The sequence below is a fragment of the Geothrix sp. 21YS21S-2 genome (assembly GCF_030846775.1).
In the GTDB taxonomy this organism is placed as follows: Bacteria; Acidobacteriota; Holophagae; order Holophagales; family Holophagaceae; genus Mesoterricola.
Genome location: NZ_CP132910.1, coordinates 1,642,702 through 1,655,787, shown reverse-complemented (window position 1 = coordinate 1,655,787; position 13,086 = coordinate 1,642,702). Strand labels below are relative to the sequence as shown.

Annotated in this window: 8 protein-coding genes; 5 read left to right on the top strand and 3 right to left on the bottom strand. The window is 69.8% G+C overall.

The window, feature by feature from the left end:
- Positions 1 to 152: 152 nt before the first annotated feature.
- Positions 153 to 2,585, bottom strand: a complete 2,433-nt coding sequence (locus RAH40_RS07520; protein WP_306601473.1) for a Smr/MutS family protein — start codon at positions 2,583 to 2,585, stop codon at positions 153 to 155.
- Between the two features lie 59 nt (positions 2,586 to 2,644).
- On the bottom strand, positions 2,645 to 2,851 hold the full coding sequence (rpsU, locus tag RAH40_RS07515; RefSeq protein WP_243335345.1) for a 30S ribosomal protein S21: 207 nt from the start codon (positions 2,849 to 2,851) through the stop codon (positions 2,645 to 2,647).
- Between the two features lie 169 nt (positions 2,852 to 3,020).
- On the opposite strand from rpsU, the gene RAH40_RS07510 reads away from it, so the two are divergent.
- From RAH40_RS07510 to RAH40_RS07495, 4 genes are all read left to right on the top strand, one after another.
- On the top strand, positions 3,021 to 4,814 hold the full coding sequence (locus RAH40_RS07510; RefSeq protein WP_306601472.1) for a protein kinase: 1,794 nt from the start codon (positions 3,021 to 3,023) through the stop codon (positions 4,812 to 4,814).
- Between the two features lie 87 nt (positions 4,815 to 4,901).
- On the top strand, positions 4,902 to 5,198 hold the full coding sequence (locus tag RAH40_RS07505) for a hypothetical protein (protein ID WP_306601471.1): 297 nt from the start codon (positions 4,902 to 4,904) through the stop codon (positions 5,196 to 5,198).
- A gap of 74 nt (positions 5,199 to 5,272) precedes the next feature.
- Entirely contained in the window at positions 5,273 to 6,526 is a 1,254-nt protein-coding gene (locus RAH40_RS07500; protein ID WP_306601470.1) for an MFS transporter, read from the top strand.
- The gene (locus RAH40_RS07495; RefSeq protein WP_306601469.1) at positions 6,517 to 9,135 is read left to right on the top strand and encodes an AMP-binding protein; all 2,619 of its coding nucleotides are present in this window, start codon (positions 6,517 to 6,519) and stop codon (positions 9,133 to 9,135) included. The genes RAH40_RS07500 and RAH40_RS07495 overlap by 10 nt, the downstream gene beginning before the upstream one ends.
- Here the strand turns inward: RAH40_RS07495 and RAH40_RS07490 are convergent.
- Complete coding sequence (locus RAH40_RS07490) at positions 9,119 to 9,646, bottom strand: vancomycin high temperature exclusion protein (RefSeq protein WP_306601468.1); 528 nt, start codon at positions 9,644 to 9,646, stop codon at positions 9,119 to 9,121. The genes RAH40_RS07495 and RAH40_RS07490 overlap by 17 nt on opposite strands.
- A gap of 237 nt (positions 9,647 to 9,883) precedes the next feature.
- Between RAH40_RS07490 and RAH40_RS07485 the strand changes: the two genes are divergently transcribed.
- Positions 9,884 to 13,078: a hypothetical protein gene (locus RAH40_RS07485; RefSeq protein ID WP_306601467.1), complete on the top strand. Its 3,195-nt coding sequence runs from the start codon at positions 9,884 to 9,886 to the stop codon at positions 13,076 to 13,078.
- Positions 13,079 to 13,086: the final 8 nt, after the last annotated feature.

The following is a 13,086-nucleotide window of genomic DNA, read 5'->3' as shown; positions in this document are numbered from 1 at the left end:
CCTCGGATTGGACGCATCTCCTTTTTCACCGGAGGACGGAATGGCCCGATACTGGGGGGAGGACTGGGGCTCGTCAATACCAGAGCCTGATCTGGATTCGGCCCCAGGCCTGGGTCGAGATGTCGCTTCCACTTCTGGCGGCCTACACTCGATCACCTGAGCGTGATCACCGTGGCTCCCGCGCCACCCTGGTTCTGCGGCGCGTCCTCCACCTTCGCGATGCCGGGGTGGCCCTTGAGGGCCTCGCGGACCGCGGCCTTGAGCCGGCCGGTGCCGTGGCCGTGGACGACGCGGATGAACTTCTGGCCGGCGGCGATGGAGGTCTCCACGAAGCGGTGGATCTCGGTGTCCACGTCGTCCGAGGCGCGGCCGATGAGGTTGATCTCCGACTGGATGTCCTCGGCGTCGCCGCGGAACCGCACGGAACCCCTCCGGGGGCTCTCGGAGCCCAGGGCGCCCCGGTGGATGGGCTCGAGCTCGCCGGCCCGGGTCTCCAGGCGCCGGCCCTGGGGGGTCTCCAGCACCACCCGGTCCCCCTTGAGGCTGGCGATGCGGCCCTCCACCCCCAGGCCCCGGTGCCGGGCGAAGCCGCCCTCGCGAAGCTGCGGGAGGTCCTGGGCCCGGGGCGGGGCGGCGCCGGCGCGAAGCTCGGTGCGGGCGATCTGCTCGATGGTCTTGACCCGCTCCCGGGCGTCGGTGCCCACGCGGTCGGCGTTGAAGGGCTCGGTGGCCTTGTGCTTCTCCTTGAGCTCTCTCACGAGGCGCTTGGATTCGTGGTCGATGAAGTCGAGCACCCGCTGGACCTTCTCGGCGGATTCCCGCTGGAACTTCTCCTGGCCCAGGCGGAGGGCCTCCTCCCGGTGGGCGAGGATCTTCCGGTCCTTCTCCACGGCGGCCGCGGCCTCCTTGAGGGCCTGGGTCTCGTCGGCCAGGCGCAGGCGGTCGGCCTCCAGCTGCCGGAGGAATTCGCGCCAGTCCTGCTCGCGCCGTCCCAGCACCTTCTCGGCGTGGTCGAGGATGGACCGGGGCAGGCCCAGCTTGGCGGCGATGGTCAGTGCCCGGCTCTGGCCGGGCATGCCCACCATGAGGCGGTAGGTGGGGGCCAGCCGCTCCTCGTCGAACTGCACCGAGGCGTTCTGGAAGCGGGGGTGGCGCAGGGCCCACTGGCTGATCTCCCCCAGGTGGGTGGAGCAGAGCACCCAGCACTGGCGCCGGGAGAGGGCCTGCAGGAGGGCGATGCCCAGCGCCGCCCCCTCCTTGGGATCGGTGCCGGTGCCCAGCTCGTCCAGCAGGACCAGCCCGCCGGTGCGGGCCTGGCCCACGATGCGCTTGAGGTGGAGGATGTGGCTGGAGAACGTGGACAGGCTGCCGATGAGGGTCTGGTGGTCCCCGATGTCGGCGTGGAGGGTGGCCAGCTCCGGCACCTCGGTGCCGGGCCGGGCGGGGATGGCGCAGCCGGACCGGGCCAGGGCCGTGAGCAGGCCCACGGTCTTGAGCACCACGGTCTTGCCGCCGGTGTTGGAGCCGGAGATGATGACCCCCGGCCGCTCCCGGTCCAGCTCCAGGGTCAGGGGCACGGCGTCGTGGTCCAGGGGGTCCAGGTCCAGCGCGGCCCGCACGTTGGGCAGGAGCAGGGGGTGGCGGGCCTCCAGCAGATGGAGCCGGTCCCGGCCCAGGTCGGGCAGGGCGCCGTCGCACAGGACGCTCCAGCGCAGCAGGGCGAGGCCCTCGTCCGCGTCGGCCTGGAAGCGGTGCCACCGCTCGAAATCGAAGCGCCGGGCCCGGAGCCCCTCCAGCAGGTCCCGCAGGAAGGCCTGCACGGCCTGGAGGTACTCGCGGTCCGCCTCCACGTGGTCGTTGTTCAGGGAGACGGCCTCGAAGGGCTCCACGAAGACCGTCGCGCCGCTGCTGGAGCGGTCCAGGACGAGCCCGGGAACCATGCCCCGGCGCTCGGTTCGCACCGGCAGGCAGAACCGCCCGTTGCGCTCGACGACGTTGAACTCCTGGAAGGCGTCGGGGAAGTCCCTCAGGATCCTCTGCAGGCGGTTGCTGACGGCCTGGAAGCACCGGGACCGGACCCGGTGCAGGTCGGCCAGGCCCGGCACCCGCATGGGGTCCAGCTGCCCGTCCTCGGTGAAGCTGCGCGCGAGCTGGTCGGCCACGGGGCCGGGGTCGGGCAGGAGGTCGGCGGTGACCTGGAGCCGGTCGATGCCCAGCTCCGTGCCTTCGGGACCGGGCTGGTCAGCCGGCCATTCCAGGCCCCTGGCCGTGCGCAGCAGGGTGGCCAGGGAGCGCAGCCCTTCCCGGAGCTGGCGCCAATGCTCGGGCTGGGGCCAGCCGGCGGGGTTCAGCACCTCGTCCAGGGCCTCGTCGAAGGGCACGATGGGCAGGGCGCCCGGATCCAGGGACCAGGTGGGCCCCAGCTCCATCTGCTTCAGGCGCCGCAATCCGCAGAGGCCGTCCCAGGGATGGAGCTCCCGGAGGGCCGCCCGGCCCAGGCGCGTGCGGGCCCCCCCCGCCACCAGGGCGGCCAGGGTGGGGAACTCGACGGCTTGGAGTTCGGAGGCGAGGGGTGGTCTTGTCATCTGGGCACGAAAAAGGCCCGCCGTGGGCGGGCCTCTCTATCCTATCGGAAACGAGGGCATCAGCCCATCAGCCTCCGCTCCTGGGCGAGGCGCTTCAGCGTCTTCTTGCGTGCGGCGAGCATCTTCCGCTTGCGCTTGGCGCTGGGCTTCTCGTAGTGCTGACGCTTCTTCAGCTCGCTGAGAATTCCAGACTTCTCGCACTTCCGCTTGAAGCGGCGAAGCGCGTTCTCGAAAGTTTCATCTTCCTTGATTTTGACCAGTGGCATGTGGGGACACCTCCTTCCGCCTTGAATTCGCCCGAAAACCAGAACTCCGGTTCAAGGGCCGTCCATCAGGTTACCAGCCGTATGCAGGTATTGCCAGCATTCGTTGTTGAAGATGACCAGTTGGCCGCGCCCGCTCCTGCGGTCTATAATTGCATTTTCTCGAGAATTTATGGCCCTGGCTCACCTGCTCATCGTGGACGGCGAATCCTTCCGGACCCCCGACCTGTCGGCGGTCATGCGGAACGAAGGCTGGGACGTCGTCTGGGTGCAGGGGGCCGCCAGCGGCTTCCAGGGCGCGGCCTCCACCCCCCCGGACGTGGTCCTGTTCGATCCCCAGGCCATCGGCGGGGAGGGCCTGACCCTGCTCCGGGACCTCCAGCTCCGCAAGCCCGGCATCGCCCTCGTGGCCCTCGGGGGCACGGAGGCCGACGTGGCGTGGGCCCTGAAGGCGGGCCTGGACGTCACCGCCCTGCATCGCATGGGACGGGAGACCTCCCTCCAGGTCTGGCCCGCGACCCTGCGCTCCTGCCTCGGGGGCTTCGGCCCCGGGGCCCAGAAGTTCACCACCGAGGACCTCTTCGCCGACATCCTGACCGACCTCGACGAGGTGCCCCCGGAACAGCCCAGGGCCGTCACCCCCCCGCTGCCCAAGGATTTCACGCTCGGCGGCGTCCCGAGCATCTCCAGCTTCTTCGAGGGCTCCGAGGTCGACATCAAGGCCACCGGCCCGCTGCCCCAGGTCCCCGAGAACTGGCCGCCGCCGGCCCCGCCCGAACCGCCGGCCCCCCTGGACGAGAGCATGGAGGAGTTCGGGAACTACTACCTCCTGGAGAAGGTGGCCGTGGGCGGCATGGCCGAGCTCTTCAAGGCCCGGCAGCGCGGCGTGCACGACTTCGAGAAGATCGTGGCCATCAAGCGCATCCTCCCCCACCTCTCGGACAACGACGAGTTCGTGCGGATGTTCATCGACGAGGCCAAGCTCGCCGCCCAGCTCACGCACCCCAACATCTGCCAGATCTTCGACCTGGGCAAGGCCATGGGGTTCTACTACATCGCCATGGAGTTCGTGGACGGCCGGGACCTGCGCAGCCTGCTGCGCAAGGTGCGGGAGTACCGCCTGCCGGTGCCCGAGCCCATCGCCGCCGCCGTCACCATGAAGGTGGCCAGCGCCCTGGACTACGCGCACCGCAAGCGCGGCATCAACGACAAGGAGCTCAAGCTCGTCCACCGGGACATCAGCCCCCAGAACATCCTCATCTCCTACGAGGGCGCGGTGAAGCTGGTGGACTTCGGCATCGCCAAGGCCGCCACCAAGAGCACCCAGACCATGGCGGGAGCCCTCAAGGGCAAGCTGCTCTACATGAGCCCCGAACAGGCCCTGGGCGGGGCCCTGGACGGCCGGTCCGACATCTACTCCCTCGGCCTGGTGCTCTTCGAGCTCCTGACCGGGGAGCGCTGCTTCCAGGCCGACAGCGAGCTGGGGGTCCTCGAGAAGGTCCGCATGGGCAAGGTCCAGGAGGTGCGTTCCGTCAACCCGGCCGTGACCCCGGAGATGGCCGCCATCGTGAACAAGGCCCTGAACCGCGACGTCGACCACCGCTACGTTTCGGCCCGGTTCCTGGAACGGGACCTCAAGAACCTCCTGGTGAAGACCAGCAGCGAGCCCACGGAGCACGACGTCGCCGAGTACGTGAACATGGTCCTGAAGGGGTCCCGGTCCGAGCTGGAGGAACTCCTGCAGCACCGCTACCCGGTCCTTCAGCCGGCTTCCCCCGTGCCGCCGCCCCCGCGCCCGCCGCAGCCGCTGCCGGTCCAGCCGCAGCCCCAGCGGGTGCGCCCCCCCGAGCCCATGCCCATGCCGCCGGCTCCCATGGCCCACGCCCAGCAGCCGCTGTGGCTCATCCCCGTCCTCATCGCGGTGATCGCCGGTGTGGCCTGGGTGGCGTACCGGATATTCAACTAATTGCCCTTTCCCCCCTCCCGGCGGTTCCAGGTATCCTTGATCCATCCGAATCATTGGCGTTTCCCTTCCCTTGTGTATGGAGTATTCATGGACCTCAGCAAAGACCAGCAGCAGTTCTACGAGCAGGCCCGTGAGCGTTGCCGCCAGGACGTCGACCAGATGAACAACACCATCCGGGTGGAGTGGCAGCACCTGAACGACGAGATCAAGCGCGTGCAGGAGCTCATCCAGACCCTCGAGACGCGCAAGCAGACGGTGGGCCAGATCTACGCGTCCTCCAGCGAAATGCTGGGCATCGCCAACGATCTGGACGTGTCCCCGGCCATCAAGGACAGTTCCGAAGACACCGCCGACGAGCTGGGCGTCGGGGAGATTGATCTCTGATCCATGGCAATACGAGCGTTGCTGAGCCGGACCCTGGGGCTTCCCCGGGGTCCGCTTCGTTCCGGGGAGGGCCTTTGAGCGATGAGACCGAGCAGGTCAACCGTGCCCGGGGGAAGTTCGCAGCCATGGCCGCGGCCTTCTTCCTGGGCGTCTTCAACGACAACTACTACAAGCAGGCGGTGCTCATCCTCGCGGTGGCGGCGGGGCGGATCAGCCTGCAGGGGGTGGCCATCTTCGTGTTCACCTTCCCCTACCTGCTCTTTGCGGCCCCGGCGGGCTGGGCCTCGGATCGCTTCGCCAAGCGCACCGTCGTCATCACGGCCAAGGCCGTGGAACTGGCCGCCATGCTGGTGGGGGCCGCGGGCATCGCCACGGGCAACTGGTGGCTCATCATGGTCATGCTCGGCACCATGGGCACCCAGGCGGCGTTCATGAGCCCGGCCATCAACGGCTCCATCCCCGAGCTCTACCCCGGGGACTACGTGACCCGGGCCAACGGCCTGCTCCGCATGGTGGTCACGGTGGGGATCCTCGTGGGCATCGCGGCGGCGGGCTTCACGCTGGACGTGACCGGGGCAGGCTTCCACGGCATCGACCGCGGGCGGCTCCTGGTGGGCGCCGGCGTGATCCTGGTGGCTCTCGGCGGGCTCGCGGTCAGCTTCAAGGTCGCCTCCTATCCCGCGGCCGACCCGCGCGCCCCCTTCCCGTGGCTGGGCCCCCTGGCCACCCTGCGCGACCTCGCGGGCATCCGGAAGGACCGCCTCCTGGCGTTCACCGTGGGGGCCTCGGTGTTCATCTGGTTCTCGGGCTCCCTGCAGGTGCTCCTCATCAACCCGCTGGGCATCCAGGAACTGGGCCTCAGCAAGTCCCTGACCAGCGCCCTCATCGTCAGCCAGCTGGCCGGCATCGCCGCCGGCGGCATCCTCAGCCCCCGGTGGGCCAAGGGCGAGGACTGGCACCGGGTGCTGGCGCCCGCGGGGGCCGGGATGGGCCTTTCGATGATGGCGCTGCCCGCCCTGCGCCTGCTGCCCGCGCCCTTCGTGGTCCCTGCGGTCTTCGTGGCGGTGGCCCTGGTGGGGCTGTTCGGCGGCATCTTCCTGATCCCCGTGGAGAGCTTCATCCAGCGGCGGCCCGAAGCCTCCCGCCGGGGCGCGGTCCTGGCCTCGGCCAATTTCGCCGTGTTCGGCGGAATCATGCTGAGCGGCCCGCTTTCGAACCTCCTCAACGCCCATTGGGCCCCCACCACGGGCATGTGCGTCGTGGGGTGCCTCGCCCTGGTGCTAAGCGCGGGCATGCGGGTCCTGCTCCGGAGTGCGCAATGGGCGTGACGGCCTCCCTCTTCATCGCACTGGGCCGCGGCCTCCTCTCGCTGCGCTACCGCATCCGGGTCAAGGGGCTGGAGGAGGTGGCCTCCCGGGGCGCCGGCGGCATCCTCTTCCTGCCCAACCACCCGGCCCTCATCGATCCGGTCATCGTGGCCGGGACCCTCTACCCCCGGTTCCGCCCCGCCTCGCTGGCGGACCGGGACCGCATCGCCAGCCCCGGCATCAACTGGATCACGAAGCAGTTCGGGGCCAAGCCGCTGCCGGACCTGGCCAAGTACGGCGAGAGCTGCCGGCCCGAAGTGGAGCGGGTGATCCGGGAATGCGCGGAGGACCTGGCCCAGGGCCGGAACATCCTGCTCTACCCCGGCGGCCACCTCATGCGCAGCCGCCTGGAGGACCTGGGGGGCAACAGCGCGGTGGAGACCATCCTGGCGGCGGCGCCCGGAGCCCGGGTGGTGCTGGTGCGCACCCGAGGGCTCTGGGGCAGCCGCTTCAGCCGCGCCGCGGGGCACTCCCCCGATTTCATGCGGGTCCTGGCCCGCCAGGCCCTGGACATCCTCGCCAGCTTCGTCTTCTTCTGCCCCCGCCGGGAGGTGACGGTGGAACTGGCCGAGCCCGCCGACTTCCCGCGGTCCGAGGGCCGGGAGGCCATGAACCGGAGGATGGAGGCGTTCTTCAACGAGGACGCGCCGCCCGCCCTCCACGTGCCCGCCACGCCGTGGGAGCCCGGCGGCCGCCGCGTCCTTCCCGACCCGCCCCAGGTGCGTCTCCAGGGGGACCCGGGGGAGGTCACCCCGGCGGTGCGGGAGCAGGTGCAGGCCCGGCTGAGGGACATGTCCGGGAAGGCCGGGCTCCAGGACGCCGACCAGCTCGCCCGGGACCTGGGCATGGACAGCCTGATGCGCCTGGAGCTCCAGCTCTGGATCGAGCAGGAATTCGGCCACCACCTGGGCGACCCGGATTCCCTGGTCACCGTGGGGGACGCGCTGCTCGCGGCCTCGGGCCACGCCATCGACACGGCGGGGGCCCCCCTCAAGCCCGTGCCCTCCTCCTGGTTCCGGCCGATGGGGCTGCCCGCGCTCGTGCCCGAGGGCGCCACCATCCCCGAGGTCTTCCTGCGCCAGGCGGCGCGGGATCCCGGCAGGGCGGTCATCGCCGACCAGGCTTCGGGCGTGAGGACCTACCGGGACCTCATCACCTCCATCCTGGCGCTCAAGCCCGTCCTGGAAGCCATCGAGGGCCCGTACGTGGGCATCATGCTGCCCTCCAGCGTGGGCGCGGCGGTGCTGTACCTGGCCGTGCTCTTCGCGGGCAAGACGCCCGTCATGGTGAACTGGACCACCGGCGTGCGGAACATGACGCACGGCCTGGACCTGCTGGACGTCAGGCGCGTGCTCACCGTGGGCAGGGTGGTCGAGCGCATCCAGTCCCAGGGCATGGACCTGGAGGCCCTGCGCGACCGCCTCCTGCTCATGGAGGACGTGGGCGCCTCCCTGACCCGGGGCGCCAAGCTCAAGGCCCTCCTGGGCGCCTGGCTCTCCTGGAAGCCCCTGCGCAGGGCCCGCATCGCCGAAACCGCCGTGGTGCTCTTCACCAGCGGCAGCGAGAACCTGCCCAAGGCCGTCCCCCTGACCCACGGCAACCTGCTGGCCAACGTGCGCGACATCGCCGCCGAGTACCGGTTCCTGGACGGGGCCCGCTTCGTGGGATTCCTGCCGCCCTTCCACTCCTTCGGGCTCACGGGCACCGTCGTGCTGCCCCTGTGCTGCGGGTTCCAGGCCGTGTACTACCCGGTCCCCACCGACGGCACGGCCCTGGCCCGCCACATCGAGGCCTACCGCGTCACCGCCCTGGTGGGCACCCCCACCTTCCTCAACGGCATCGTGCGGGTGGCCCGCACCGCCCAGTTGGAGTCCTTGGGCTTCGTGATCACCGGGGCCGAGAAGTGCCCCGAGGCCCTTTTCGAGACCATCGGCCAGCGCTGGCCGGGCATGGTGATCCTGGAGGGCTACGGCATCACGGAGTGCTCCCCCGTGGTGGCGGCGAACCGCGAGGAGGGACGCAGGCACGGCACCATCGGCTGGTGCATGCCCTCCGTGGACCATGCGCTGGTCGACCCCGACACCGGGGAGCGGTCCCTTCCGGGGGCCATGGGCATGCTCCTGGTCAGGGGGCCCAGCATCTTCGGCGGGTACCTGGGGTTCGACGGACCCTCGCCCTTCGTGGACTTCGAAGGCCACGCCTGGTACCGCACCGGGGACCTGGTCCGCGAGGAGGACGGCAGGCTGGCGTTCGCCGGCCGGCTCAAGCGTTTCGTGAAGATGGGCGGCGAGATGGTCAGCCTTCCCTCCGTGGAGGAGGCCCTCCTGGCCCGCTTCTCGGGCCCCGGGGACGACGAGGCGGTCCTGGCCGTCGAGGCGAAGGAGACCGGCAACGCCGTGGAACTCACCCTCTTCACCATCCGGGGCGTCACCCGGGAGGAGGCCAACCAGGCCATCCGGGAGGCCGGTTTCAGCCCCATCCACAACATCCGCACGGTCGTGGACCTGGAGAAGATCCCGGTGCTGGGCACGGGCAAGACGGACTACAGGACGCTCAAGGCCCTGCTGTAGCGTCGTCCGGAGTGGTCTCCCGGTTCCCCAGCATCGTGTGGGGCGGAAACCACCGGTCCAGCACCGCCACGTGCCGGGCCGCGAATTCCCGGGCCAGGAACCCGGCCCTGGCCTTCAGGGGCACCCCGGAGGTGTCCGCGGCCACGCCCGTTGCGTCCAGGCCCATGCTGGAGGCCAGGTAGAGGGCCCTGGGCAGGTGGAAATCCGAAGTGACCACCACGGCGCGCTTCACCCCGAAGACCGCCTGGGCCCGCCGGAGGCTGTCATAGGTGCGCCTGCCGCCGTAGTCGCTCACCACCCGCTCGACGGGGACCCCCCGGCGGATGAGCCATTTCCGCATCGCCTGGGGCTCGTTGTAGTTTTGCGCCCGGTTGTCGCCGGAAACCAGGATCCAGCCCACCTGGCCGCCCCTGAACAGCGCCAGGGCGGCCTCGAGCCGCCCCTCGAGGATCGGGGAGGGCTCGCCGTCGGCGTACACGCCGGCCCCCAGGACCAGGGCCGGCCCCTGCACTGCCGGAAGGGCATTCCGCAGAAAAATGCGGGAAGCGAACTCCTTCGGGAACCATAGGAGAATCCAAAGCAAATCAATGGTAAAGAATACAAAAAGGGTTGCCCACAGCCACCGCCGTGAACCCGAACGGAGAGTAACCCAGGCAGATAGTCCCATCGTGAGTTAGCATAGACCCTTACCCCCATTGGGGCCCAACGCGAGTGAGAATTAATGAATCATACAAGCCCCGTGCGGCCATTGACACCTTCCCTTCCCCGCGTGGGCCTCGCCTTCGCCGTGCCGGCCCTGCTCGCGCTGGGCGGCACGGGCTGCTACCGGGCCACGGGGTTCCAGCGGACCACCGTGGTCGCGGAGGCCATTCCTGAATCGGGTGGCGACCGGGTGTCGGGCCTCAAGTCCACCGCAGGCCCCGGCGACTACTACCTGGGCAACGACTTCGTCCAGGTGGCCATCGACGGCACCCGCTGGGGGGATGCCTCCCAGGTCCCCATCGCAGGAGCCCCATCGGGCGGCAGCATCGTGGACGCCGGCTACGTCGCCCTCGACACCAGCTACCAGCGGGTCAACATGCCCGGGGATTCCCTCGAACGGCTCACGCCCGTGGTCAACCAGGATCCGGACATCCAGGTGGTCTTCGACACCTTCGAGCCCGAGACCCTCACGGAGCCGAGCACCCTCACCATGCGGGGCCGCATCCTCGACAAGGCCCACAAGCTCACGGGCGCGGACTGGGAGACCTCGGGCATCGTGCGGGGCGTCTCCGTGGTCCATGTGCTCTCCCTCGGCAAGCTCTCCCGCTACGTCCTCGCCTCGACCACCGTCGTGAACGAGAGCGGCTCCCCCGTGGGCGTGCGCAGCATCGGGGACTTCCTCCACCAGACTTCGAGCGGCTACCGCTTCTGCGTTCCCGCGGGCGTGTCCGTGTTCGGCGAACCCCTGGCCAAGCCGTGGGGCGTCCAGATCCCCGGCAGCGATTTCGGAAACCCCATCGCCACTTCCGTCCAGTCGGCCATGGTGGTGCTGATGGCCGTCGAGCCCAGCGCCGCATCCATCGATTCGCACGCGTCCATCGGCATCATGAGCCAGGATTCCCCCGCGGTCGCCGTCGCATCCGACCCCCAGGACGCCCTGGAGGCCATGCGGCCGTCGTTCCCGGAACGCCTGGTGGTGGGCTGCCTTCCCCTCCCCCCCGCGGGCCTCGCGGCGGGCGCCTCCCTCTCCTACAACCGCCGCCTCTACATCGTGGGCGGGATGAGCAGCTCCACCGCCATGCCGAACCACGGCGAGGCGCTGTTCGACGAGATGGCCCTGACGAAGTACAACGCCACCGACGGGCTCTGGCCCCTGGGCTTCGGCCAGATGAAGTTCTCCCTGACCGGGTCGGCCATGAGGCAGGGCCCGTTCCCCACCGAGGTCCGCGTCGAGCGCAACGCCGGCCAGACCGGCAAGGATATCTGGATCCCCGAGCGCGTCGTCTGGCTGGAGCCCGGCGAGAACATCACCGGGACAAGCACCTTCTCGGCCGACTCGACGTCCATGTACCTTCCCGCGGGCACCTACCGCATCGTGGTGACCAACAAGGTCGGCCAGCAGATCAAGTACGAGACGGTGAACTCCTACAACACCCTCAGGCCCCTGCTCAGCGGCCCCATCGTCATCTACCCGAGCCAGGGTTTCTACGTCGGGTCCAAGGACTACCTGTGCCCCGAAGCCGACCAGATCGTCAGCGAGACCGGCACCGCGATCCGCGGCCTCTACGCGGCCCACCTCTTCGATACGCGGGAGGCCGACGCCCCCGAAGGCAACATGCAGCCGATGCGCTTCACCTTCAAGGGCACCGGCACCACGCCCGATCCCGCCTTGCGCAGGACCCGGACCCTCTCGACCTACTACGACGCCATCTCCAAGAAGGTGGCCGTCGCCGTGGCCCCAGGCCAGGACCAGTTCCGCGCCGGCAACGAGATGTTCGGCACCGGTTTCTTCAGCAACGTGCAGACCCGCTACTTCTGGCTCGCCAACGGCATCCCCACCGGCGAGATCTCCGATGCCGGCAACCCCGTGATCAGCGGCGGCACCTTCCGCGCCTACGCGACCCGGGGACCCCTCTCGGACCTCCAGACCAAGGACATCACCGCCTACGAGGGCCAGACCAGCAACAGCCACTCCTTCATCGTCTGGCCCAGGTCCCTGCCCGCGGGCTGGACCACCTTCGACGTGCCCGGGCCCTCCCAGGCCAGCGGCGGCGGCTACCTCCCGGTCGAGAAGCTGGTCTCGGCCCTTGCCGAGGCCGTCCAGGTCGTGGCCACGACCGAGAAGGACATGGCCGCCGACGGCCACCGGCTCTACAACGACTTCCGCATGGAATTCGACGGCGTCGGCTGGAGCGCAGCGCAGCTCGCCGCCGTCAAGAGCGATCCCTTCGTGATGAACGCCCGCACCTCCGAGCTGCCCGGCTACGGCACCGCCACCGCGCTGGGCACGCCCGCCGCCACCGCCTACCGTTTCGGCGGGGCCCTGCAGCCCGACAACTGGACCCTGTCCGACTTCATCACCCAGGCCCGGGGCTCCTTCACCATCGTGCACCGGCCCCGGGGCGCCAACGGCCTCTTCACCCTGACCGGGTTCGACCGCACCGTTCCCGTGGGCACCGGCGTCAACGCCTGGTGGACCGGCAAGGGCTTCTACGCCGACGGCACCACCAACGGCGGCTTCGACGCCATCGAGCTCCTGCGCGGCGAGGGCTTCGTCAAGACCGCCCCCGATCCCTGGTTCCAGGAATTCCTCCAGGTCCGGGCCGACTGGTTCGCGCTCCTCAACCAGCAGACCCCCGCGGCCTTCACCAAGGCCCTGGGCCTGTCCTCGGCGAGGTTCAGCCTCGACACCCCCGTGGGCCTGGCCCGCACCTACCTCAAGGCCACGCCCGTCCTCGCCAACCCGCCCATCGCCGGCACCACGCCCACCTCGGACCTGGTGCAGGACCTCTCCACCGTGCTCGCCGCCCTGAAGTCCGGCGCCGCGGTGGCCTCCACCGGTCCCTTCCTGGACGTGACGGTGGGAGGCGCCGGTCCCGGCGGCCTGGTGAAGGGCCCCCTGGCCACGGCCAATGTCGTCGTGAACCTCTACAGGCAGGACTGGATGCCCCTGGACCAGGTGCGCATCGTCATGAACGGCAAGGTGGTCAGCACCATCGATCCGGCCGCCCTCACCCGGTCCGCCACGGACGACCGCCTCTTCAGCGGCACCTTCCCCGTCGCCCTGCCCACCACGGGCACCGGCGCCTGGATCGTGGTGGAAGCCGGCGTCGCCCTCGACCAGACCGGGCCCTACAAGGCGGGAACGCCCTGGTACGAGATCATGCGGGGCATCTACCCCATCGCCGTCACGAACCCCATCTTCATCGATGTGACGGGCACCGGCTACACCCACCCCTGACGTGACCC